This window comes from Rhodococcus ruber (genome assembly GCF_027270735.1).
Lineage (GTDB): Bacteria > Actinomycetota > Actinomycetes > Mycobacteriales > Mycobacteriaceae > Rhodococcoides > Rhodococcoides rubrum_A.
Map to the genome: position 1 here is coordinate 185,288 of NZ_JAPWIJ010000005.1, position 24,578 is coordinate 209,865.

At 60.3% G+C, this 24,578-nt stretch carries 21 protein-coding genes and 1 pseudogene; 7 read left to right on the forward strand and 15 right to left on the reverse strand.

All coding sequences use genetic code 11. From position 1 onward, the window contains the following. Positions 1-86 precede the first annotated feature (86 nt). On the forward strand, positions 87-752 hold the full coding sequence (locus O4220_RS13275; protein ID WP_269604870.1) for a TetR/AcrR family transcriptional regulator: 666 nt from the start codon (positions 87-89) through the stop codon (positions 750-752). Between the two features lie 274 nt (positions 753-1,026). Continuing rightward, on the forward strand, positions 1,027-4,068 hold the full coding sequence (locus O4220_RS13280) for a protein kinase domain-containing protein (protein ID WP_269604873.1): 3,042 nt from the start codon (positions 1,027-1,029) through the stop codon (positions 4,066-4,068). Between the two features lie 272 nt (positions 4,069-4,340). On the opposite strand, the gene O4220_RS13285 is transcribed toward O4220_RS13280, so the two are convergent. The 4 genes from O4220_RS13285 to O4220_RS13300 all read right to left on the reverse strand — a co-directional run bounded on the left by O4220_RS13285 (position 4,341) and on the right by O4220_RS13300 (position 9,690). Then, positions 4,341-5,048, reverse strand: coding sequence for an SDR family NAD(P)-dependent oxidoreductase (locus O4220_RS13285; protein ID WP_269604875.1), 708 nt, complete (start codon positions 5,046-5,048; stop codon positions 4,341-4,343). A gap of 184 nt (positions 5,049-5,232) precedes the next feature. Further along, positions 5,233-6,960, reverse strand: a complete 1,728-nt coding sequence (locus O4220_RS13290; RefSeq protein ID WP_269604877.1) for an ABC transporter ATP-binding protein — start codon at positions 6,958-6,960, stop codon at positions 5,233-5,235. Further along, complete coding sequence (locus O4220_RS13295; RefSeq protein WP_269604879.1) at positions 6,957-8,765, reverse strand: ABC transporter ATP-binding protein; 1,809 nt, start codon at positions 8,763-8,765, stop codon at positions 6,957-6,959. The genes O4220_RS13290 and O4220_RS13295 overlap by 4 nt, the downstream gene beginning before the upstream one ends. A 307-nt stretch (positions 8,766-9,072) precedes the next feature. Then, positions 9,073-9,690, reverse strand: coding sequence for a TetR/AcrR family transcriptional regulator C-terminal domain-containing protein (locus O4220_RS13300; RefSeq protein ID WP_269604882.1), 618 nt, complete (start codon positions 9,688-9,690; stop codon positions 9,073-9,075). Positions 9,691-9,957: 267 nt separating this feature from the next. Between O4220_RS13300 and O4220_RS13305 the strand changes: the two genes are divergently transcribed. Continuing rightward, positions 9,958-10,353, forward strand: coding sequence for a hypothetical protein (locus O4220_RS13305; RefSeq protein WP_269604884.1), 396 nt, complete (start codon positions 9,958-9,960; stop codon positions 10,351-10,353). 46 nt (positions 10,354-10,399) lie between these two features. On the opposite strand, the gene O4220_RS13310 is transcribed toward O4220_RS13305, so the two are convergent. The 10 genes and pseudogenes from O4220_RS13310 to O4220_RS13350 all read right to left on the reverse strand — a co-directional run bounded on the left by O4220_RS13310 (position 10,400) and on the right by O4220_RS13350 (position 20,498). Beyond that, positions 10,400-11,401: a hypothetical protein gene (locus O4220_RS13310; protein WP_269604886.1), complete on the reverse strand. Its 1,002-nt coding sequence runs from the start codon at positions 11,399-11,401 to the stop codon at positions 10,400-10,402. Between the two features lie 12 nt (positions 11,402-11,413). After that, positions 11,414-13,984, reverse strand: a complete 2,571-nt coding sequence (locus O4220_RS13315) for an ABC transporter permease (RefSeq protein WP_269604888.1) — start codon at positions 13,982-13,984, stop codon at positions 11,414-11,416. Next, positions 13,981-14,718 carry an ABC transporter ATP-binding protein gene (locus O4220_RS13320; protein WP_269604890.1) on the reverse strand — a complete coding sequence of 246 codons (738 nt, stop codon included), beginning with the start codon at positions 14,716-14,718 and terminating at the stop codon, positions 13,981-13,983. Before O4220_RS13320 ends, O4220_RS13315 begins: the two co-directional genes overlap by 4 nt. A gap of 1,067 nt (positions 14,719-15,785) precedes the next feature. Then, positions 15,786-16,007, reverse strand: a complete 222-nt coding sequence (locus tag O4220_RS13325) for a hypothetical protein (RefSeq protein ID WP_269604891.1) — start codon at positions 16,005-16,007, stop codon at positions 15,786-15,788. A 560-nt stretch (positions 16,008-16,567) separates the two neighbouring features. Beyond that, the gene (locus tag O4220_RS13330) at positions 16,568-16,888 is read right to left on the reverse strand and encodes a RidA family protein (protein WP_269604893.1); all 321 of its coding nucleotides are present in this window, start codon (positions 16,886-16,888) and stop codon (positions 16,568-16,570) included. 485 nt (positions 16,889-17,373) lie between these two features. Beyond that, on the reverse strand, positions 17,374-17,715 hold the full coding sequence (locus O4220_RS13335) for a nitroreductase/quinone reductase family protein (protein ID WP_269604895.1): 342 nt from the start codon (positions 17,713-17,715) through the stop codon (positions 17,374-17,376). Positions 17,716-18,230: 515 nt separating this feature from the next. After that, the gene (locus O4220_RS27930; RefSeq protein WP_420030394.1) at positions 18,231-18,593 is read right to left on the reverse strand and encodes an SIP domain-containing protein; all 363 of its coding nucleotides are present in this window, start codon (positions 18,591-18,593) and stop codon (positions 18,231-18,233) included. Between the two features lie 30 nt (positions 18,594-18,623). Then, positions 18,624-19,018 (reverse strand): annotated as a pseudogene (locus tag O4220_RS13340) (IS630 family transposase); the annotation flags it as partial. Positions 19,019-19,169: 151 nt separating this feature from the next. Next, on the reverse strand, positions 19,170-19,514 hold the full coding sequence (locus O4220_RS13345) for a LuxR C-terminal-related transcriptional regulator (RefSeq protein ID WP_269604897.1): 345 nt from the start codon (positions 19,512-19,514) through the stop codon (positions 19,170-19,172). 180 nt (positions 19,515-19,694) lie between these two features. Further along, positions 19,695-20,498, reverse strand: a complete 804-nt coding sequence (locus O4220_RS13350) for a hypothetical protein (RefSeq protein WP_420030385.1) — start codon at positions 20,496-20,498, stop codon at positions 19,695-19,697. A gap of 875 nt (positions 20,499-21,373) precedes the next feature. Between O4220_RS13350 and O4220_RS13355 the strand changes: the two genes are divergently transcribed. Then, positions 21,374-22,549 carry a hypothetical protein gene (locus O4220_RS13355; RefSeq protein WP_269604899.1) on the forward strand — a complete coding sequence of 392 codons (1,176 nt, stop codon included), beginning with the start codon at positions 21,374-21,376 and terminating at the stop codon, positions 22,547-22,549. Positions 22,550-22,743: 194 nt separating this feature from the next. Then, complete coding sequence (locus O4220_RS13360) at positions 22,744-23,196, forward strand: hypothetical protein (RefSeq protein ID WP_269604901.1); 453 nt, start codon at positions 22,744-22,746, stop codon at positions 23,194-23,196. Between the two features lie 45 nt (positions 23,197-23,241). Here O4220_RS13360 and O4220_RS13365 read toward each other — a convergent pair whose 3' ends face one another. Then, the gene (locus O4220_RS13365) at positions 23,242-23,559 is read right to left on the reverse strand and encodes a hypothetical protein (protein ID WP_269604903.1); all 318 of its coding nucleotides are present in this window, start codon (positions 23,557-23,559) and stop codon (positions 23,242-23,244) included. Between the two features lie 121 nt (positions 23,560-23,680). Between O4220_RS13365 and O4220_RS13370 the strand changes: the two genes are divergently transcribed. Continuing rightward, positions 23,681-23,923 carry a helix-turn-helix domain-containing protein gene (locus O4220_RS13370; RefSeq protein WP_269604905.1) on the forward strand — a complete coding sequence of 81 codons (243 nt, stop codon included), beginning with the start codon at positions 23,681-23,683 and terminating at the stop codon, positions 23,921-23,923. 381 nt (positions 23,924-24,304) lie between these two features. Beyond that, a complete protein-coding gene (locus O4220_RS13375; protein ID WP_269604907.1) occupies positions 24,305-24,574 on the forward strand; it encodes a hypothetical protein in 270 nt (89 codons plus the stop codon). The last annotated feature ends 4 nt before the right edge of the window (positions 24,575-24,578 follow it).

The following is a 24,578-nucleotide window of genomic DNA, read 5'->3' on the forward strand; positions in this document are numbered from 1 at the left end:
CCCCTCAACTGCGGTTGACTGAGCGCCAGACAATTGACTCTAGTAATGTCCTTGACTAAGTGATAGCCAGAATCGAAGGGGGATCAGTGCCTGCCAACGCTAGCGAAGCTGCTCCAACAGCAAGCCGTGACCGTAAGCGCCCCAACATCCGCGAACGGCAGCGCAACCTGACTCGTGAAGCGCTCCTGTCAGGTGCAGCCGAGGCATTCGCAGAGTCCGGCTACAATGCTGTGACCATAGAGGATATTGCGTTGAGGGCCGGCACGAGCCGCGGCACATTTTATCTATACTTCACAAAAGGCCAAATTCTTGCGGAACTCATACTTCGCGTGTTCTCCGAGGAAATCGGCGGCACCTCCGAAACGGCCCTCCTGCCCGACTTGAAGCTCGCCGAACCCTACGACGTCGACTCGCTCATGAAGTGGCTACGTGAGTACGTCGAGACGTGGGAACGAAACAGCAGTTTGGTTCGCGCATGGATGGAGGGTGAGGTCAGCGACCCCGAGGTTCAAGAGTTGACGAAGATGCGCGTCGCAAGGGCCGTGGAACTGTGGAGCGAGATTCTCCTGGCAAGGCGGAAAACGAGAAGGAAAGCCGACAAGGAATCCGCTCGAGCTCACGCCGTGTTGTTGGACCTGCAACTTCAGTATTTTTGCTTCTACGTCGTGGTGCGCAGGCTCGATACAACCGTCGAAGCCGGACTTCGCGCGCTCGCAGAGCAGTGGCATGCGGTAATTCACAGTCAGGCGTAGGTACACGCGCCACGTCTGCCGACACCGAGAACCGTTCACGCGTCTGCACACGATATGGGCAGGCTTCGGTCAGTTGCGCGTCACCGAAACGGGCATGCCGGTATCTGTTGAACTTCTCGGGCAAAACGTTCACACCCGGTCCCCGCACACTGCATCATCGAAGGGTGCAACATGAAGGTGGTGCGTTAGTGGAGAACCGCGCTTACGCACGCGATCGTTCAGGGCGATTCTGCCGGGCAGTTCGGCCGCACCTAAGCGCTACGGTGTCTTCGCGGTGCTGATCGATGCGGCGACGCTTGCTGACGAGCTCGTCGCAGCCGGATTCGATATGGTCGTCGAAATCGGCAGGGGTACCTACGGAATTGTGTTTCGCTGTGTGGAGCCCGATCTGGAACGGTTCGTCGCCGTCAAAGTTCTGACGCTGAGCAGAGATTCCGACGAAGGCGCACGCTTCGTTCGTGAGCAGCATGCCATGAGTCGACTGTCCAGTCACCCGAGCGTGGTCGAGATCCTGCGTGTTGGTGTGACGCACGAGAACCACCCTTACATTGTGATGCCCTACTACAGCGAGGGGTCACTGGAGAACCTGATTCAAAGCTCAGGACGGTTGACAGTTCCGTCCGGCTTGCACATTGCCGCGTCCATTACGCGAGCGCTGGCTGCCGCACACCGACTGGGCATAGTCCATCGCGATGTGAAACCTGCGAATGTTCTCGTCGGCGACACCGGTGCAGCCGTATTGGGCGACTTCGGCATCGCGCACATCCCCGGAGGGTTCGTCACAGGTACCGACACCATTACTGGCTCGCCGGCGTTTACTGCACCCGAAGTATTAGCGGGCTACCCAGCGACGTCCGCTGCGGACGTGTACAGCCTCGGCGGTACAGTGTTTGCTGCGTTGACGGGCCACGTGTTGTTCCAGAGGCGATCTGGAGAGAAGCTTTTCACTCAGTTCGTAAGAATTGCGGCCCGAACCGCCTCTGAGCTTGCCGAGGCGGACCTTCCTACTGACGTATCGGACATCATCGAGAACGCAATGGCGGATTCACCGAGCGATCGACCGACAACGGATGAACTCGTCGAGTTACTCGTCGAGTCCGCAGAGGCTCATGACACCCACACGGTTGCGGCCCCACGGCATGCGCAGAACACCAACACCAACACCACGCGCGTCGAGGCGACAGTAGGCAACTTTTTGACGCGAAACGCGGCTTTCGTCGGCCGGAAGATCGAGATGCGGGAGGCAGAACACGCCTTCGGACGATGTCGGTTGTTGACCCTGGCCGGCCCGGGCGGAGTAGGTAAGACCACTTTGGCCACCCAGCTGGCATCCAGGAATCGGGACAATTTCAAAGACGGCACTTGGATGGTTGAACTGGGTGAGCAACGGGACCCATCGCTGCTGTTTCCAATGGTCGCAACTGCTTTACGACTGAGCGGTCGCCGAACTGCCCATCTGGACGACATCATCGACCATCTGTATGAGCGGAATCTACTACTCGTCATCGACAACTGCGAGCACATGGTCGGCGATGTGGCGATATTTCTGGACGCCGTCTTGAAACGGGCTCCCGGCGTCCACATCCTGGCAACAAGCCGAGAGCCCCTCAACCTCGCCGACGAACAGATTCTGCGTGTCCTTCCAATGACGCTGCCCGACAGTGATGCTGCAACCACGCTGAAAGATCTAACCCATTACGACGCGGTCGCTCTTTTCCTCGATCGGGCAAGAACGGCGGCACCCGGTTTCGAATTGACCGTCGACAACCAGGACGACGTTGTCGACATCTGTCAGCAGCTCGAAGGCATCCCCCTTGCGATCGAGCTCGCCGCCGCCCGACTAGCTACACTTTCTCCACACCAGCTTGCGCATCGTCTCAGCGATAGATTTTCGCTACTCAATCACGGATACAGAAATCTACCGGACAGACAGCGGACACTTCGCATGTGCATCGATTGGAGTTACGACCTGTGCACCCCTGTGGAACGAGTTCTATGGCACAGGGTGTCCGTCTTCGCCAACGAATTCGAATTGGATGCCGTCGAAGGTATCTGCGGGACTGGTATGACGCCCAGTCAAATTTTGGACACTCTCGATTCGCTGGTCGAGAAGTCCATAATTCTACGTGGCCAGAGCGGATCGACCGTCACCTTTCGACTTCTCGTGATGGTACGAGACTACGGTCGAACACCGGCGGATGAATCGAGCGAATTCCTGGAGACAGTCCCTCTCCGGGACACTTGGTACCAGGCCCTCGTCGAACGAGCCAACGATAGCTGGATTGGTCCGCAGCAGCTCAGCTGGCTCGACCGACTGGAGCGCGAGCTGCCGAACCTGCGCGAGATCTTGCAAAACTGCATCACTAATCCGGAGCCGGACGGAACGAGACTCGGTCTGCAGATCGCATCCGGACTGTTCAATTACTGGACCTCACGCGGTCAGCCGGCAGAGGGCCGGACATGGTTGCGTCATCTACTTCGGTCGAATGAGTGTTCGTCCACGTACGAGGTGGCAAGAGGTTTGGCATCCGCGAGCATTTTAGCCGAACTGCAAGGCGACCTGGACGAAGGCGAGCGCCTCGTCTCGCAGGGAATGCGCTTGCTGGACCAAACGGCCGACCGACGTGCGTGGGCTGTGATCAATCATGCAGATGGTCTCACGGCACTATTCAGCGGCGACCTCGGGCGCGCGACGATGCGTCTCGAAAGCTCATCCGTTTATTTCGGCCACAGCGGCGAAGTCGCAAGGCAAGTCGAGTCACTCGAGTTGCTGGGACTCTCCGCAGAGTTACTGGGCGAATCCGAGAAAGCTATAACATCGTTCGAGCAGGCTGTCGAAATAACCGAACGCGCTGGTGAGTGTGTGTACCGATCCTATTCTCTGTGGGGAATTGCGATATCCGTTTGGCGGCAAGGTGATTGGCGTCGCGCGCAGATTCTCCTCAAAGACGCTCTGAGTCTTTCGTACCAAGCGGAGCATCAGATAGCGGCAGCGGTGGAGCTCGAAGGAATGGCCTGGATAACCGCCGACGAGGACGCCGAGCGCGCGGCGATATTGTTGGGATCGGCTCAATCTTTGGGATTGAATTCAGGCTGTTCGGCAAGCTTCATACCAAGTTTGTTCGACTGTCACGACAGCTGCGCAGATACAGTCCGACAGACACTGGGTACGCGCGAGGCTGCAGCCGCAATTCGATACGGACGATCACTGAATTTCTCAGAGGCAATACGATACGCATTGCATAATTTGAAACCCAAGATCGATATCCAGGTTAACGATCGCCCAATCGGCTGGTACCGCCCTATCGAGACGTAGCCACACTTACACGACGCCGCGTCAGGTCTATTGAAACTCCTACGCTTACGTCATCTTCGAGCGGAGTGCTCGATCGGGTGGGACACCTCGACATGCGTGAAGTACTGACCACCGGCGTCGCTATGGCCGATGAGCCCCGGGTCGATGCACCTCCACACCGCGCAATGCACTCGGCCGTTCATGCGTATGCGTTATCCTTACCTACGGCGCGACCTTGGGTCGAAAGCTGGACAACCGGTGTCCCTGCCAGAAGGTCGGGTCACTCGACGAGTTCACCGAGAAAGGTGTGGAGGATGCACTTGCTCCACCCGATCACGCCGTGTGTACATATCCCAATAGTATTCGGCCAGAACATCGGGATCTATTGCTGGAAGAGTACTTTCGACAGAACTTGCATCTCCGGACGACAAATAGGCCGCCGCAGCCTCGCTTCTATCGATAGAAGCAGCAATTGCGAGCGTGCCTGCATAGACGCCTGTATCCTTCAGCTCAGCATTGAGCGAGTACAGGTAGTTCCGTGCCGCGGACATCAGCGGGCCTGGCCCGCTGAGAAAGGGCATCGGCTGAACCGCGCTGTAACCATGGGTGAACAAGATCGCGCCGTCGCCGCGTTCGAGCATTTCCGGCAGAACTGAGCGAACGACCTCGACAGGCGTAAAAAGGAATAAGGGCGCGAATTCCGCCAAAACCTTATCGTCCAAATCCTTGGCAGCGGTGAAACCTTGATTTCCTCCGTTGGGACCGTACTCCACCACGTCGATCCGACCGAATCGCTCGCGAATCGCCTCGACTACGCCTGGCATCTCGTCGGGTTTGTTCAGATCGGCCGAGAAGGATGCAGCTTCGATGCTCTCCTTTGTAAGCTCACGCACCAATCCCTCGAGCCGCTCGGGCCGCCGAGCAACTAACGCGACGCGAAACCCTTCCCTGCCAAATCTACGCGCAACTGATAAACCCAGTCCGGTACCGGCCCCGAACACCGCAATTACCCTATACAATCTTCATCCACCCCAATAGTTTCGTCGTATCGATGTATGTACAATTCGGAGTATTCAACTATCTTGGCAGTATATAGTTACTCTACTTTCTTGCTGGATTGATCAACACCGCTATCGATGTCCGTAGTGGGCGATCGCGACTTCGCAACGCCGCGCTGTGGGATTTCTAGCGCTGTGCCCCGATTCGCCACCCCTGAGATCGCTCTCGTTCAGCCCAGAAACGCGAGTATCGGCCACCCGAGCCGAGGAGTTCTTCGTGACGGCCGGCCTCGGCAATCACGCCATCGTCGAGGACCAGTATCTGATCCGCCGCCATGATCGTTTGCAATCGGTGAGCGATCACGATGACCGTCCTGCTTGCTGCGAGTGCGCTCAGCGCCTCCTGAACAAGGGCTTCGTTCTCCGGATCGAGTGCAGCAGTTGCCTCGTCGAGCAGGACTATCGGTGCATCCTTGAGGAGCGCACGCGCGATGGAGACTCGCTGGCGTTCGCCGCCGGAGAGGGATGTTCCCCCTTCGCCCGTCTGTGTGTCGAGTCCTTCAGGAAGCCTGTCGACAATCTCGTCCACTCGGGCGAGTCGTACTACCCGGTCGAGTTCTTCGGATGACGCTTCCGGCTTTGCGAGAAGAATGTTCTCGCGAATACTCCCACGGAAAAGGTAGACGTCCTGAAAAACGAATGAGAGTTGTCGCATGAGTCCGGCCGCCGTAAGAGTACGTACGTCTTGGCCTCCGATGAGGACTTGCCCTCCTGTGACATCCCAGAACCGTGCGACGAGCCGGGTAATTGTCGTCTTTCCTGCACCGGACGGGCCGACGAGCGCCGTCAATGAGTTTGCCGGGGCGCGGAAGGACACGTTTCGCAGCACCGGCTGATCCTCGTTGTAGCCGAAGGTTACGGATTCGAACTCGACGGACGCGTCGACCCCGGCGACGACCGAGCCCTCCTTCAATGCTGGAGTATCGAGTATGGCTTCGAGCCGCCAGATATTGCGCCGAATGATCCTTACAGCCCCTCCCAGATCCCCTGCGTCGAGGAGAGGTTGAACAAATCGGGTCGCCAAGATCAGCAGCATCACCAGATCCACCGAAGCGAGAGTTCCGCCAACAGCGACGAATACGCTCGCGAGCACCAGCAGCGTGAAGGCAGCCTGCACGATCACCCCGAATCCGAACTGAGCGACGACCACCGATCCGACGCGCTTTCGATCGGAGTCACGCTGCTCCTGCAGCGCAGCATCCAAACTTCTGGTGCGAGCGTCGCCGCCTCCGAATGCCCTCAGGACGGGTTGATTCTGAGCGAACTCGACGACTCGATTTGCGACCTCTACGGCAGCGTCGTGGCTGCGTTGGTCGGTGCGGAGCAACAGGGAGCCAGTCCACCGATAAGCGATATACAGCAGCGGGGCCACAACGGCGGTGATGAGTGCGATACGCCAGTCGACGAAAAGCATCCCAACGATCACGGTCGCAGGAGTGACGACGGTCTCGATGAGCGGCCGCAGGAGATTGGCTGGTGCGCCCATGATTTCGAACACACCGCCCCCGACAACTTTGCTGACGTCTCCAGAGCGCCGTGTATCGAACCACCCGAGCGGGAGCGTAGCTATATGATCGCCGACCCGTTGCCACAGCGACAACGCTACTGCGGTCGACGTGTCGAGGGTCGCCCACTTGCTCCAGTAAGTAAGTGCGGCGTAGGCGGCAAGGAGCGCCCCTTCGAGTGCTATCCACGACCACGCCGCGCTCGGGTCCGGCCCGAGCAACACCCGGAACACCGGTACCAGCACCACGAATGCGGTTCCCTGTACGAACGACGACGCCACAAGGGCGATGAGGAGGCTGCGAAATGCGCGGCCGTCGTCTCCCAACAATCGAAATAGGTCCCGGATCATCTGATGCTCTCCTCGGTCAGGCTCAGGCGTGGTGTCCACACCTTGGCGCGTTCATGGTCGTGCCACAGCCCGGCGTACACGCCACCTGCGGCCACCAGTTGGTCATGGGTTCCTGTCTCGGCGACCTTGCCACCGTCGAGAACCACGATTTGATCGACGTTGCGCACAGTCGAGAGTCGGTGCGCAATGACCAACATCGTCCGCCCGACGGCGAGTTCGGACAGTGCGTCTTGGATCTGCGCCTCGGATTCAGGGTCAGCGAATGCCGTCGCCTCGTCGAGGACGAGGATCGGCGTGTCGGCGACCAGCGCTCGGGCTATCGAAACCCGTTGTGCCTCACCGCCTGATAGCTGTGTTTCGTCACCGATGATGGTGTCGTATCCGTGTGGCAGTGCACTGATTCGCTGGTGGATCTGCGCTATCCTCGCGGCTTGTTCCACGGCGGCATGGTCCGCGCCCGGCCTGGCGAGAGCGATGTTCTCACGGACACTGGCGCGCAACAGTTGCACATCCTGGAAGACGAAGCTTATGTGGCGGTACAGCTCTTTTGGTGTCAGGTCACGGAGGTCGACTCCGCCGAGGAGGACGCTCCCCTCTGCTGGGTCCCAGAACCGGGGGATGAGCCTTGAGACTGTAGACTTCCCGGCGCCTGAACGACCGACCAACGCGGTGACGGTGCCTGGCTCGAGTACGAAGCTCACGTCGTTGAGCGCTGCATGCCCGTCGTGGTAGCTGAAGCCCACGTTGCGCAGTTCGAGCCGCGAACTCTCGAGGACAGGCGAAGCACTTGGAAAGGTCAGGACCGGGGTCGCCAGTAGATCACGTACCCGCTGGCTGGCCGTTCGAGCCTGCATGAGGGTGTTGGCCGCGGACCACATACCGAACAGAGGCCCGAGTACTCCCAACCCGAGCACCACGAACGGCACCACATCTTCCGTGCTGACCCACCCCCTCTCTGCGAATGCCAGACCGGCAACGAGCACCACCATCAAGGTGGTTGGCGTCGCCAGTACGATCTCGCCAACGGCCATGGACCGGTTGCTCTTCGCGCTCATGCGATAGAACAACTCGGCATGTGCCCGAGTCGTGGCCAAGAAACGGCTGGACGCGCGGGAAGCGCCGCCGAATGTCTTCATGACGGCGATCCCCTGTACGAACTCGACCGCCGAACCGTTGACGTTCTCGGTCGAGACGGAAAACTCTTGCCATGCGTCCTTCCCGACCGCGAAGCGACGCGCGTAGAGGGCCATGCCGATTGCGATCGGAATGAACAGCGTGGACGTCAGCCTCCAGTCGACACTGAAGAGATAAGCCAGCATGGCTACTGGAATCACGACGGCGCTGACAATTTCGAGTGCAGCATGCGCAACGAGGTGGTGCATCTCGACGACGTCGTCCGCTACCGCCTTCTTCACCGCACCCGCGCTTCGATGAGAGAACCAGCCGAGCGGCACCCGAGTGAGGCGTGCGACGAGCTTACGGCGAAGATCGAGCTGCAGATCGTTGTCCGCGTAGTGGGTTATCGATCCGGCGCTCATTACTGCAACCGCTCGTACGGTGAGCGCAACCGCCGCGACGATCGCCCAGGTCCAGGCGGTGCGCACGGGGAAGGAGTCGGCGACGATCGCGGCCATCGATAACTCGGACACCGCGATGAAGGGGACAACCGTTGCCAACGCTGCGACGAATTGCACCCCGAGAGCGAGGATCAGAGCGCCGCGGATAGGAGCGAGAAGCTCCACCAGGGAACTGCGTCGAACGGCCTGCTCCGCTCGATCTGCGCTTCGCTCTTCGGTCGGCTTCATGAGCTCTCCATTCGTTACCTTCGTTGCTGTGGGAATCAGTACATTCAGAGCTCCCTGGGCCGGATTCGCCGATCCTTGGATTGCACAAGGCGTTGCTCGTCGATTGCGACATTGCCTCGGAGACAAACATTCTCGGGCTCGATGTAGACTCATCCTGGTCTTGGTCACCGATCAAGTCAAGGGCTACGTCGAGTCGTGGGCTCGGCCAACGAGGTGGTCTTACTCACACCGCGTCGCGAGCACAGCCGATACACCGGGACATAGGACGCCTGACTTCACCCCGATGTAGGGGATCGACGATTTGCTCCTAGTCGGAAGAAAGTCGAGCAGGAGTGGAGATTGCAAAGGAGACGAGGGCTGCTATTCCGAACTCCGCCCGCTCGGCAAAGGAATCGTCCAGGAAGAACGATCCGACCCTGGCCAAACCGGGGTGCGTATCCGCGTCGAAATCACGGCGGGGGGAATCCATCCGCTCGGCCTGTTCTTCCTCGACGAGTCCCAGTACGAGACAGTGCAATCCCCACATTGCGCGAGCTGCAGTATGTTCCTCCACACCCAATTCAAGAAAGGCCGAAACGACGACTTCGGCGTAATCGAGCGTGTTGACGTCGAAGGTCTCGGTCATGGCCACGAGCCTTGCTCCGTCTCGATGAGAAAGCATCGCACGCCGTGACCGTCGAGCAACCTCTGCTATTCGTTCTCGGGCAGCTGCGGGCAGATTGTCGAGCGAAAGCTCGCCGAGAATCGATTCGGCGAGAAGTTCGAGAAGTTTCGCCTTGCTGGTTACTTGAAACGACACCGAATTGAGGTGCAATCCCATGCGCTTTGCGACACCCCGGAGTGTGACAGCCTCCATGCCACCCTCGTCGAGCAGGGCGAGGGCCTCCCTGACCACATCACTCCGGCTGTGCCGCTTCTTCTTCATGGACCCTCCTTCGACGTTGACTTCACGATTGTCGGACCACGCGTGCGTCGACCCCGATTTGCTACTCGACACTATTCGATCGATCAACTGCTCGATTCGCGGTGTGTGCCGATGTGAGCTCGACCAGGTCCGTCAACCCTGGGAGCTCTTGCAGCCCGGGACCTGAGCTGTAGACTAACTTGGTCAGCGACCATCTACGAAACTCGGCACTGTTCGGGAACCGTTCTCGATGACTGCGGAGTCGTCGATCAATTCAAAGGGTGATGCATGCCGGAGCCGACTACCCAGCCGCCAACGCCAATTCCACTGGTGATCATAGATGTGGCCGGATTTTCGGCGAAAGAAGGAATGAAGATGGTCTACGACACTCTGATCGCTTCAACGGCGCAGGGAAGACCATTTGCGGCAGTGGTGACGATGCCCGCTGCCATGACACATCTCGACATGTTCAGTGGGTATCGTCAACGCATATCGATGGCGTTGACTCTTCGAGCGAAAATGAAGGAATCATGTCGCGGACTTGGGTTCGTCTCGCAGTCCAGAACCAACCCGGCCAATTCCAGGCTCACTCGGTCGATTCTCGAATTCTGGGGTTTCCCAGTCATGATTACCGGCGACATCGAGGCAGCGAAAGTGTGGGCCTACCAGCACATCGGGACGTGAAGGCTGCCGACGCTGCGCCGTCAGCACAGCGTCGGCAGCCTTCCTTCTAACCTTCGAGTTCGTGGCGCAGTCTGCGGAACCGATAGTACGTCCACGCAGCGAACCCTGTTGTGAGTATGCCGCCGAGGACAACGACCGACAGAACCCACCAGCCAGGCACGAAAAGGCCATCAGTTCGGTAATTGAGGGGAATGACAGCGGCGTTGTCATTCGTGTTCGGTAGGCCGACCGAGGTCGATGGATTCGCGGCCGCCGTCACGGGCGGTGAAGCCGGCGCTGCTGGATCGCCGCCGGGAGATGCGGGAATCGCAGCGGCGGAACTCAGAGCGTGGGGCTGCACGGAGTTCGATTCTGCAGGCAGTGCTGGGCTCACCGCGATGGGGAAGACCGCGATCGAGCGCGGGTCATCGGGGGTCGACGCGCACGAAATAGTCGCATTCACTGTTTGATAGGGACCGACCGGGCCACCCGTCACGGTCAGCGACGCATTGAACGCCGCCGGACTGGCATCGAGTTGGCTCGTCGCAGAACCGGTGGTCGGCATGTCTACCCGAATTTCACCGGTTGCGTCCGGAGGTATCACGATGTCGGACAGGGTGGTCGAGCCACCCAACGCGAGTGGGTTCACTTGCGTGGAGACTTTCCCGGACTGAACACGCGACACACGGGCCGCGCTGCTTTGCCCCCCGATAGAAACAGGCAACTCCATGTCCGAGATGACCAACTCGGCTTCTTTGGAGTATTGCGCCGCAAGCGTTGCAAAGGCGTCTGGCAACCTCATCGAGACTCTGCCCGTCAGACTCACCGTTTGCCCAGGGCTGACGCTGACAGGCGCGTCGATTGTGATCGTCATCGGCATAGGTTCGCTCCGCGCGAGAGTTTCGTACCCAACGGGAGCGTATTTGCAGGGGTAGCTGACTTGAGTTACCTCAGTCTGTGCGTGAGCCTGCGCAACGAACAAAGCTGGAGCACCTGGAACGGCGCAGACCACGATCGACGTTGCGAGCACACGAGCGGCATATTTATGAGCCTTCGAATTCTGAGTCATATCTGGAGAACCTCACTTCAATAGAGTCCGGTGAAAAGCAGATGCAGGCCGAATGCCAGAAAGTAGGTCAGTCACTCCGACCATCGACAAGCGCGCAACACCAAGCGCGGCCACCCACGTAACCGCGGCGAATGCAATCGGTACCGTTGCTGTCGAGCCGAGGCCAGTGCCACTGTCGAGAGCTTCGACAGCTGCGCTCGCGGCGATCATGCCGAGGACAGATCCCCCTACTGCTGCCGCGAGGGTGACGAGTAGCGATTCGGCGATCACCATGTGGCGCACCGAGGAACCCTCGGCTCCCACCACCCGCAAGAGCACCACTTCGTCGAGTCTCGTCCGGACAGTCGCTGCTCCAGTGAGGGTGACGCCGGTCAGTGCCAGCCCTAGACCTAAACCGCACACTGCAAGTGCCAAATCCCTTGCCAGATGTGTCAATAGGACAAGACGAGCCGAGTCGCCCAAGGTCCCGCGTACCTGATAATCGCCTCCCAACAGCGCTGTGGCGTCGATGAGCGAAATAGCATCCGCCGGATCGACGTCGTCGTGGATGTGTAACCACAGCCCGGAGATTGCTGCGTTGTCGGCGGAAGGACCTGCCGCCTCGGGCGTGAGGAAGGCTTCGAATGGCAATCCGTCGACGTACTGGACGCGGATGGATCGCGTGGACCCTCCAGGCGGCGTCAACTCTATGTATTGACCATCGGCGAAAGCCGGGTGGGACGATGCAGCGAGATAGATCGTGTCCGGGCGTGCCCAACCGATCGAGAATCGACCGTTGGTGACCGTGTTCAGTTCGGGCACCGCTGCGACGTCGATATTTTGGAGCACCGTCGTCGCTGCTGTTGCTTCGTCACCTGACAATTCGGCCTTGTCGATCGTTCGAATAGCAACGGAGGCGGCGACTGCAGGTAAGCCCACGAGCTTGTCGACGGTCTGCTGATCGACGGTACCGTCCGCGGCAGTCGCGGCTACCATTGCGTCGGCGACGATTTCGGATGTATCCGGCCGGGTGAACGTCTGATCGAGCGAAGAAAAAGCGACCCATACCATCATCAACAACGCGGTCGCGCAGATCACGGGAAGACCGAAGTTACTGGCTACGAGCGGGTTTCGGTGCATTCGACCGCCTGCGATTTCGATCAACGGCCAGCGTGCCCGACCGGCGGCCCAGGACGTCGCTTTGCCCAGCTGCGAATAGAAGGCAGGCGTCGAGCCGACGACTGCAGCGATAAGCAGCGCGTGGACGAGGAGAGTAGTCCAGGGTGGGGTCGTCCAGAGTATTGTGGACGCAAGCGCAACCGCCCAAAGGAAGGCGATCAGTACAGGCAACATGCCTCGACGAAAACGCACGGCCCAAATGTTCCCCACGCGCATCTTCGAGTCACCCACAGATGGTGTGCCGCGGGTACAGACCCACGACGGGCACGCTCCCCCTAGAAATCCGACCACTGCGTATCCGATGGGCACGAGGGCGAGTAGCGTCCAGTCGATCCGAACGTCGGAAAGCCCGAAGCCCGGAGCGCCTGGTATGTATCCGATCATCGGCACCACCGCGATCGCCAGAACCACGCCGACGACCAAGCCGACCGCACCTCCCACCACACCGATCGACGTTGTCTCGGCGAGAATCGCCGCGCGCACCTGACCACGTGTGGCTCCGATGATTCTCAACATTTCTGCGCGCCTACGGCGAGCCGGCACAGATGCCATCACAACAGTCGATATCACCACGATCGAGATAACTGCGACGACAATTGCCAACACCGCGGTCGTTGCCCTGAGCGCCGCCACTTCCGATCCGTACACCTCCTTGGCAGACGAAACGAGTATCTGAGTTGTCTGCGGCCACGCCTGCGGTGTGATCGCCCCGATTGCAGACAAGACCTGAACGATCTCGGTCGGTGTATCCATCAGTTCGATCCGCAGATCTGTGAAGCCGGTGACCCCCGCAAAGGCTCTGGCGGTATCGAGGGTGACGATGCCGTAGGGGATGGCGTTATGGTCGACGGACGCGCCCACGTCGACGACACCCACTATCCGCATTGTGGTCGTCGCGCCACCGGGTCGCGACATGGCGACGACGTCTCCGATCGAAAGATGCAGCGAGCGCATCGCAGTTCCCGTCAATGCCAGTTCGGCACCGGCCATCGGCGCTCGGCCCTCCGAGATTCGTTGCCAGACCATCTCTTCGGCCGTCGGCGCTGATTCCAGATCGATCGACTCGGTTCGGCCGTCGATCCGCAGTGCCGCGCGCGCTCGCACGCTCCCTCCGACAGCCTGCACCTCTCGGAGGTTGCCGATCTCATCGCGCTCCGACGCCGAGATGCCGGGCTCGACATTCGCGCCTGCATTCTGGACCGTCGCGCTTGCGGCCTCGGTTCGCACGATGATGTCCGTGTTCAGGTACTGAGCTTCTATTCCCCGCGCAATGCCGTACGATACGCTCGACCCGACCACGGTTGTCAGCGACAAGGCTGCGGCTGACAGAACGACGCACAGCAGCAGGCCAGTCTTGCGGCTACTTCGGTCTCGAATCGCACTGTGCAGCAACCATGTTGCCCTCGGACCCCGCAGTCGCCTCACGCAATGAACTCCGTCATTCCATGTCCGCGCTCCATTGTCAGAACACGATCGCACCACGGGAGGACGCGGTCGTCGTGGGTGACGACGAGCACCGTCTGCCCCCGATGATCCGCTGCGAGCCTGAAGAGCCCCATGACTCTCTCCGCCGCAGCGCGATCCAGGGCACCTGTAGGTTCGTCTGCGAGCACAACGTCCGGCCTGCTGAACAGCGCTCTCGCGACAGCGACTCGCTGCTGTTGCCCGCCAGACAAATCCCCGGTCGACTTTCGCAGGCAGATGTCGATATCGAGAAGCTGGGCCAACTCGTCCAATTCGACGATGTCGACTGTTCTTCTACCCAGGCGAACCGGCAGGGTGATGTTCTCCTCGGCAGTGATGTCGGGCAAAAGCTGCAAAGTCTGAAAGACGAAACCGATCTTCTCGCGACGAAGCCTGGTCAACTTGCGATCACCGAGTGTGGACACGTCGATTCCCCCCACGACGACAGAACCACTGCTTGGCCGAACCAGCCCGGCAAGAAGCTGCAATAGCGTCGTCTTTCCTACGCCGGAGGGCCCGACAATGGCGGTGAGACTGCCGGCAGCCACACTGAACGACAAGTTCTCGATGGCCCAGGATTCTGTCCCGCCACCGTCCGGGTACCGCTTGCCAAGCGCCTGCGCAACAACGACATCCGAGTTGAGAGCATGAAGCCCCTCTGCGTGGCGGTCTCGCTGCACTGCAGTCTCACACATCAGACGACACACTACGTCCGTGAGAACGCCGTCGACAGACTACGAACAGGAAATCGTTCGAACGAAGCATTTCAAGACCACCAGCTTTCTTCCCGAAAGGCAGATTTACCACCTATGCGCTGTATTCACATGATTGGAATCAGTCGTATAAATATCGCGAAATCGACGCCAGACCTCTATGAGCCACCCAAAATATGCGAACAGCGTCACTCGAAGAAGTAGAAAAGGATCCGCAAACGGATGAATGCGTTCTGCGCTTCAACAAAACCTGACCGCGACCCTCATCTGCACTCAGGACGTTGCCCCGATCATCGCAGCGGACGCTGACTAGTCCCGAATCTTGCTCCGCTTGACTTGTACAGTGAACAAGTTAGGTGACCCTCGGCTTGCTGTCAAGCGCGATCTCGCGTCGGGACCATGGGCGGGCACGGCTCCCGTGAATACAATCGGGACGCACGATGACGATCACGAGCCTGACGGCGTTGACCACGGTCGCGATACGGGCATCGACCATGCATTCCGGACTCGAAAGGCACCTTCGTTGAGCATTCTCTGCGGTGGAGTGGAGCGGCTTCCACTCGGCAGTGGGTATGTCGCCGCCGGGATCGTGGAAGTTTCCAGGAAACAGGTCCTACCACTTGGTCGTCGCGACACCGCAGCCTGGACGCGATTCCGGGCGGACCTACCGTCCGTTTCCGTTGCGCTGCAATCCGTGTGGCGGGTTCGGTGGGAATGACGGGCTCGGCACGAGCTACCTTGCGAAGCGATGTTCCGGGCGCAGCTATCGATGATTGTTCCCACCGACCGTCCTGCTCAGACCTCTGCTCGCGCATCCCGGACGTCGAGGCCTGGCCGGTCAGCGTCGTCAGAGTGACCGCACGCCCAGGCCTTCCCATCCGCAGGTGGTGCAGTAGGAGAAGATGCGCGTCATTGCCTCACCTGTGGTCGCCGTGTCGACGACATTCTCACTCACAGTTTTGCGTTCACAACGGGAGATTGGCCGTGTAAGTAAGCACTGTCTCCTCAAGTTTCCTCGGCTGTCGGAGTCCACACCGATATCGGGCCGTTCAGATCATCGCCCACGCCACCCACGCCACCGCTGAGAGTGCGACCACCGCAACGGTGACGTAGAAGAACCGAGCACTCAAGATCAAGGCCGAGCCTTCAGTCGTCGGAGACGGCTCGATACGCATGTCCATGCTCGGAAGTGGAGTCAGGTCCTCGGGCGACTCGTTGTCCGCATTCGCTGTCGACACCACAGCATGTCCATCCCGGCCCCGCCACTTCACGGCGGTGAAGGTTAGCTGTGACCAGCTCACGAACGGCGTAGGCCGGTCGGCGGCGTGCTCATCGAGTCAGGGTCGAGTCAGACGGTACTCCTGCGCACGTGCGAAGGTGCGGACGAGTCCAGGGCCATTCCTAACCCCGCTCGATGAGCCACTGCCGCCGTGCACACCTCGGCGCGCCAACGGCCGCATCGACCATCTCGGCGCGAAAAACCGCGTGGTCGAATGTCCTTGCCATGACAACCTCACGCTGAAGGGGGTTACGGGCTCGAGCTCCGGGCAGCGCTGATGCAGCTCAGTCGGGGTGGCTCCTGTGAACGTTCGTGGGTTTTTGATCGCATCCGAACAACAACACGCCGCCCCGGTCTAGGTTATGGCTTGTCGCAGGTCAAACCAAAGAGCGGAGAAATCTGGTTCAAGTCGCATGGAGATTGGCATCGAAATCTTCGGCCGAGATGCGTTACAGCCGAAATGGGTTCCACCATATAATTCGCAGCAAAAAGGTCCGGTCCCCGCGTCATCAGACGTGAGGCCCTGACCAATACTAAAGCCCGAGCGTTAAATCAGTTCGCCGCGATAGCGTCGATTTCAATGGTCGAGTCATTGAAGAGCGCGGCGACGCCGATCAACGTGCTTGCCGGAATATTATTCGTGTCGATGAATTCATCACGGACTCGTCGGTATGTCTGCAGTTTCTCTTTGTCCAGTCCGGCGACGTAGATGTTCATTCGAACAAGGCTCGAGAAAGTGGCACCGCCGGCTCTCAACGCGCGCTCCAACTCCCGCAGGGTCAGCTCTGCGGCGCGGGCGAAGTCGCTGGGAACCGACCCGTCCTCCTCGAAACCGACGACGCCCGACACGAACAGGAGATCACCGGCCGCCACCTTGACACTGCCGGAGATGCCCGGGACTGTTGGCGCGGGTGTACGGGTAATGCGGTCGTTAGTGATGAAAGATCTCCTTCATGGATGGGTCGAACAGTGGTGATGTAGCTGGGTGTCGATACTGATTCGCCACAAAGAGCTGCTGCGCCGGGAAGCGCGTAAAGGATTCGTTGCCGTAATCGGTGACTGTGACTTTCTTCTCGATCCTCGCGATTGAAACACCCTGAGCCGCAGGGTAGTACGTTCTCGTAGCAAAGACCACCTAAGTCGTCAACCAGCGGGATCGCGCTTCGATTTCAATCGCGAAATGTTCGGACGCTCGTGCAGACCGAGCCCGAGGCAGTCAGAGAAATGCAAACCGAACTCCTCGAGCCTGCCAGATCAGGTGACCGACAAAACCCTGTGCTAGCAGCAGAACTGTGAATAGGCCCGCGGGAGGAGCCAGGTATGGCGCACCGAAAATGCCGTCGGTTCGGCTGCGCGGGTCAGCGATCCAGGGCGATGTCGACGAACACTCGGCCATGGTCGTCACGGGATGCCGTCGCGATGCCTGTCTGATGAACGCCGCCACGTTCGACATCGACGCGACCGCCCTCGTTGATGAAGTTCCGCCACCAGTTCTTCTGATCCGGCACCACCACCCTGACCTCCAGGTCTTTACCTTTCCTTTTGAAGGCGACGGGCAGTGAGATTTTCTTACCGGACCTTCGGCCCGTATAGGTCAAGATGCCCATCCCACGCCCGACTACCTTGCCGAGCACAGGTGCATTCATCACCGCCACAAAGACTTTATTGAACGCTAGCGCCGATTTTTGCAACATGTTCATGGTGTCCGCCTCCGAAATAGGTACCGCCCTGATGCAGGGTAACCGTGATGTCTGTGTCATGGGGATCACCGTATTCGCGCGACCGCGGACCACAGTACAGAAAATAACTGTCCGGTCTCGGGCTGAAAAAATAACACCCGATGCCGTTGATCTCGAGATCTATCCCCGGATGCGCCCCGAGCAGGTCGAGATCGTCGTTCGTGCCGGTTGACCGCATGATGGCGCAACCGGTATCGATCGGCAGCGCTCCGATCCACGGCCCGAGCTAGGGGGTCTGTCGGGTCGTCGGGTTTAGTGAAGTGCAGCCAGGCGGGCGCGGGTAGCGCCTGGAATCGAGGGACAGCATGGGGTGCGACGACGTGGACTCGCTCACCAGGAAGGGCGCTCGTCTAGATGAATAAATGCGCCTTTCACTAGTCGACTTCGCTCGTCTCAGAGCAAAATTCTTATGTTCGACACACCTCGCCTACCGACCGGCGTTGAAGCACGAGGTCAGGTTTGTTCATCCGAACCACCTATTTCATTGGCCAAGCAATCACGGACCACACGGACCGTTCTGCTCGTCGCGGCCGGATCAGCCCGAGCTGCTTTTGCCGTACGGCCAATACCCGCCGAAAGTGATGTCGTACTTGAGGATTCCTCGATCGTTTGACCAGATGTCGCCGCAGTCCGGTCGGTGACTTGTGTTCACCGGCGACCCAGGTGTAGGACCTCCGTCGAGGAAGGGGCACATCCTTCATCTCCCCCAGCAGTTTGGTCCCGGGTACTTCGCTCGGGTCATCACGAACGATCCAATAAATCTGCGCGGACTTTGGGGCGTACACCTTATCGGGGATGTCGGACGCCAGGGGAACTTCGAGAAACACCTCGGCATGCAGATCATCAGGCGCACAGTCTTGACGAGGTTAACAGATTGCGGTGACCTTAGCGGTCGCCATCTCAAGTGCCGCGAACAGTGTTGTCGTGCTGTTGCGGACGTAGTTGTGGGTCTGTCGCTCCGGTATATCCCGATCTGCATCGGCAACGTCGGCGCGGTGCGGTCCAATGCCTGAATCTGCGACTTTTGGTCCACGGACAACACGATCGCGTTCTCCGGCGGTTGGAGATAGAGGCCGACGATGTCGGTGACTTTCGCGGCCAACTCCGGATCGGTCGAGAACTTGAATGTTTCACTACGCCATGACTGAACGCCGTGCACAGGCCACACGCGAGCGACGGTGGCGTGCCCGATCTTCAAGTGATCGGCGAGCAATCTCGAACTCCAATGCGTGACGCCATACTTGGCCGGTGGGGGTGTCAGGGTCACCGAGATCAAATTCTCGCGGTCGAGGGTGCGAACGTGACTCACAATAACTTGAGGCATTTGGTCAGATGAGAGCCTCCGACAGGTAGTGCCCGGTCAAGAGCTCCGCACGCACCAGCAGATATCTTCGTGACTGGCTGGCATGCGCAATTCAGGCGGACAGGTGGCGGAGTACCGCGAGAACTCGTCGTTGGTCCGACGGCGACGTTTCCAAGCCGAGCTTGTTGAACAACGTGGTGATGTGCTTCTCGACCGTGCCGTTGGAGAGGAACAACGTACTCGCGATCGCAGTGTTGGACCGGCCTTCTGCCATGAGCCGCAGAACGTCTCGCTCGCGAGGTGACAGTGTCGCAAGGTCGGTACGGCCGGAAGGTGAGGCACCGACCAGAGCGGCGGCGACCTCGGGGTCGAGTACGACGTTGCCCGCAGCAATTTGATGAAGCGAGTCGATGAACCCACTGACATCGGCCACTCGATCCTTCAGTAGATATCCCACGCCACTGGTCCCCACCCCGAGAAGCGTTCGGGCCCAGTGAACCTCGGCGTATTGCGAGAAGAGCAGCACCCCGACTTTCGGGCGCGATTGCGCGAAACAATGGCGCGCGAGCGGCGGTGCGGGGAACTCCCCCGCGGCACACGTGCTCGATGAACGGTTCCCGCTTACGGAGTAGCCGGATCATCGAAGGCCTGCCACCAAACATTGAACGCGGCGACCACCTGCACCCAGCGGACGTACGCGCAGGGCGAGCAGGTCTCGTGAGACTCGTTGTACAGCAGACCTTTCACCACTTCCCTGCCTTCCTGGTCGGTCTTCGACTTCCTCAGTCGTATGTGCAAGGCCGCCGTGCCGATGCACGGCGACGTCTCCGCACACGAGCTCCGACAGCCCGCTTCGGCGGTAGGCACCGGCGAACCCAAGTAACAGGATGGCCGAGTCCCGGCGCTCCAAGACCTCGTCGGCCCACCCGCGGCACTCTTCGCGCGCGATCTGCACGAGAAGTTTGATGTCATCGACGAGCAGCGGATCCCGTGATGTGCGGGGTCGGTCCCCCGTAGCGGCATACTCGCGCCGAATCCCAGACAAGGTCGCAATGACCAACTCGTGCGCAGACGGCGACAGATGCCCGGTGGTGCGGTGCTGATGGTTGATCGCGGCAATCCAGGTACCGAAGGTAGCGACGGCGTAAGCCCGCTCCCCTGTTTCGTTGCGGGTGTCGGCCTCGTCGACCAGGTATGCAGCGATGAAGATCGGGTGTGCCGGAAGCGTCACGTGACCGTTTGCCGCGCACCAGTTGGTGAAGCGTCTCCACGCGGCCGCATACGTCTTGCGCGTTCCCTCGGACCGGGACGACTGCACTGCGCTCGCGATGCGCTTCGCGACGGCCGGCGGGATCTCCTGCTCGACAGCGACCGGTCTGACCGCGTCGGCGATGCCCGCAACGGTGGTTCTCGCAGGTGCGCGGCCTGGTCGGAAGTCCATACGACCAGGGTATCGCAGGTCGCCGACTCGTCTGCAGAGCAAAACTGTGCTGAGCTGGCGTTCTTCGGTAGACGGTGCGGAAAATGCAATTTACGTTGGGGACATCCGAGAATGCTTCGCCGAAGGCGTAGCTCTTGTCGCATTGCCTGCCTACTTGCGAAACCTGTTTCAGCACAAACTCTTCAACAAGAAAAGCTGAGAGGTCGCGGGGGTCGACGAGGTCAGCAGCCCCAGTTGTGACAGCCGCGTGACAACGAGCCACCCGCAGAGACGACCATTCGACACGAAACCCAGCCCTGAGCTGCATGGATGCGAGGATACAACTACGGAGAAACTACATCCCGCGCGGATCCGAAATCCGCTGTCTCGGTTGTCCACTCAAATCCGTGGCAGGCCGTCGAAGTCCACGCTACCACCCGAAAAGCACTGTCCTGGTCCAGAAATCTGGATCCATATGGACTCCAGTGCCCCCAGTCGGACTCGAACCGACACTTGACGGATTTTAAGTACTCCCGACCCGCTTTTCGTGCGCTCCCTCGACCTCGCGGTATTTGACCTTGTCAAGGTCAATCAAGCTGTAGCGCAGCGTCTTTAGACCGACCGAGTACGCGCCGAGTTCCGACCGGTTTCGATCGAGTACTCCCGCATCTCACGGCCTTTTCACGGCCCTAGACCTCCGTCGCGGGAGTCGCGTAGGGTCGCTCTCGTAAGCCGGTGAAGCCGCTCGGAGAGCGCTCCCGGTGAACACGGATTCACGGGCCAGAGGCCCACCCGAATGGACTGGAAGTCCGCTGGCGATTTGGTCGCCGTCTGCGCAAGACGCGCACCCCTCCCCTGCCGACCTCGGCTCCACTCCATTCCTGAAGGAAACACTCATGAAGACCACTGCTCTCGACCCAGCGCTGCGGACAGCTATGGCCGATCCCGCGTACTTCTCGATCTTCGGCGGCGAACGCGGCACCAACATCGAAGGTGACGTACTCGTCTCGCATACCTCGGACGGCACAGACCTCAACACGGTCTGGGCCGAGTTCGTCACGACACTTTCCATCTATAACGAGGAACGCAGCGCTCTTGCGTCGCTCCTGAGCTACCAGACCACGCGGCAGATCGACGCCGTCCCGCAGTCCGTTGCCGGTGCCCAGTTCGAGGTCGCCAGCGAGTTCGGGGTGCCGCAGGGCCACGCCATCCCGAACGACGTGATCAAGCTTGGATACGACTACGAGGACTACGACATTGCGACTCGCTACACCTGGAAGTACCTTCGCGACGCAGACGCTCGTCAGGTCGCCGCAGTCCACAATTCCGTTCTGGAAGGTGCGAACCGAGCTACAACGACGGCTGTGCTCAAACGCCTGTTCGACCCGGAGCAGCGCCAATCCACCGAGGGCAACACGGTTTACGGCCTCTACAACGCCGACGGAATGTACATTCCGCCATACCTGGGCGACGAGTTCGACCCGGCAACGGACACCCACTACCTCACTACAGGCAGTGCGATCCTGGATCCGTCAGACGTCGAAACACTGATGGACAAAGTCACCCGCAAGGGATTCTCGAACGACACGGGCCGCCAGCTCGTCATCCTGGCCAATCCGTTGGAAGCGAAGCGCATCGCACAGTTCCGCGCAGGCGAACCCGGTGCAGATGGCGTGGAAGCTCACTTCGACTTCATACCAAGCGATTCCGCGCCTCCGCGACTTCTCGCGGAGCAGATCGTCGGAGACGTTGCACCAGCGAAGTGGAACAACCTCCCTGTCCTCGGAAGCTACGGCGAGGCATACGTCATTCAGTCGGCCTTCGTGCCCAAGGGCTACGTGGCCGTTGTTGCTTCTGCGGGACCGAATGCTGAGGGCAATCCGATCGGCTTCCGAGTCCATGCGAACCCGGCGTACCAGGGGCTGCGGTTGATCCCCGGCTCGGACTCGCGGTACCCGGTCGTGGGCTCGATCTATGCGATTGGCTACGGCACCGGCGTGCGGTACCGGGGTGGAGCGGCCGTCACGCAGGTCACGACCGGCGCGTACACCGTCCCGACGTTCCCGAAGTAGCCAGCCATGGCCAGGCGAAAGAGCGGCAAAGATGCACCCGCACCGGGTAAGTCCGAGTTCTCGCACGGCGCGGGACTGACGCCGCCCGGTACGACTCGATACATCGGTACCGTCGCTGGCCAAACCGTGTCTGACCCGAACAGTCGCAAGTCCCGCAGGCTGATTCGGGCCGCCACGCCCGGTCGGCCCGTCTAATGGCGGGGCGCAACTTCCGGTCCAAAACCCGCTACCGGGGTCAGCCCCGCGACAGCGGTGGACGGTGGAGCAAGACGTCAGGCGGTCCGAGCGCACGATCCCGCGCGACGAGAACGGCCATCGGTGCCTCGGCAGGCGCGGCGTCGGGGGCGGTTGTCGGCAAGGTGCTCGGACCGCGCATCGGTGGCGCAGTCGGGCTGGCCGCGACCGGAGGCAACGCGTTCGGCGGTTTCATCGGCGCGGCTCTCGGAGACATCGCAGGCCCCAAGGTTGGCGCACTCGCGGGCGGGGCGATCGGTGGTGCGTATGGCTACCGATCCGCGCAGGCGCGCAGGCCATCGCCGAAGCGCCATTCTGCGCGGTCGAAGTCCGGCGTCAGGGCGTCGGCTCGTACGACAGCCCGCAGGCCCTCCACAGCCAGTACAGCTGGGCGCAAAGTGCGGTCGCGGTAGCCCCGGCACTCAGGTAAGTGCGAACCGAGTTTTCGGCTGTTGAAGTCAGGCGCGCACTGTGTTTACAACGAGCTTGCACTGCCAGCATTCGTACTGACCTTGGAAACGGTCCACGTTCTGACGGGCGTTGCACCGGGGGCAGTGGACCACCTTCATCCCCTTCGGTGCAGGCGGTTCGCCTTTCGACGCGACCACCGCTGCGATGATCGCGATTGGACCGAGCAACCCGAGAAAGAAGAAGCCGCTGCCACTCCGGTTCTTGCCGGTAGCGACGAACGCCGCGATAGCGCCGCAGACGACCGCGACAAAGACGTACGTCGCGAACATGCCGAGAGCTTCAGCGGCCATCACATCAGCGTCCATCACATCTCCAGATGATTCCGTGGCCCCGTCTTGAGACCAACCGGTCCAGACTATAGACGATTACGCACTAGACGTTTCTGCTCTGGATTGATCGACTGTAGACGGTTGTGCTTAACGAGCCATGCCGAACGCCGACCCAAAACCTCCGATCAACGAAACCCTCGGGGCTTTCGGCGAGCGAGTGCGGGCTCGTCGTCGCGAGCTGGGTCTGTCTCAGGAGTCCGCGGCAGAGGCGTGCGGGGTCCACTGGACCTATCTGAGCCAGGTTGAGCGCGGCCAACGCAGCCCCCGCCTGGAGAACTTGCTGCGGATCGCCAATGGCCTCGGATGCACGCCCGGCGCTTTGGTGGACGGTCTGACGTAGAGATCGAATGGCCACTCACCTTCGTCAGCTGCCCCGGTAGGGTAGGCGCGCAACGTCTTTCGGAGTACCGACCTAGCGCGTCCGGAAGCGATCGGGTAACGTTCCGGCTAGAGGCTCGGCCCGCCCGAGCTTCTAGTAGTCCCACTGACTCCATCTGGGCCAGGCGAGCGATCCGAGGCTAGTACCCTCCACGACTCGTACCAGCAGGGGCAAGTGACGGAGCACCGCGATTGCGGGCTGTCAGTGTTAGAAGCACCCGTCAGGCCAGTGGACACGAAGATCGGCAGTCAAACCCGGCTGCCGTGACCCCCGTAAGGGGCGTGTCCGTGTGCCGTGCGCATTTCATGGTCTCGCCCCTGGTTCACTGACCAGGAGATTCTAGTGGGAAAGCCCGTCGAAGTACCCCGCGTCAATCGGCCCGATCCGACGTTGCCGTCGATGACGGTGGAGGACGCCGTCGCGTTCTGTCACGAGCAAGGACTCGACTTCGTCACCAAGCGGACGATCCAAACCGCTATCTACTCAAAAGCAATGGTCCGGCACCTGGTCGCGAATCGTGTACGCCTATCTGAGCAGAGCGTCCGCGACTGGCTCGCGAGTACTGCCGAAGCCGACTTCATCCCGCGGCACATCCCCGGTCGTGCGTCGTGAGCGC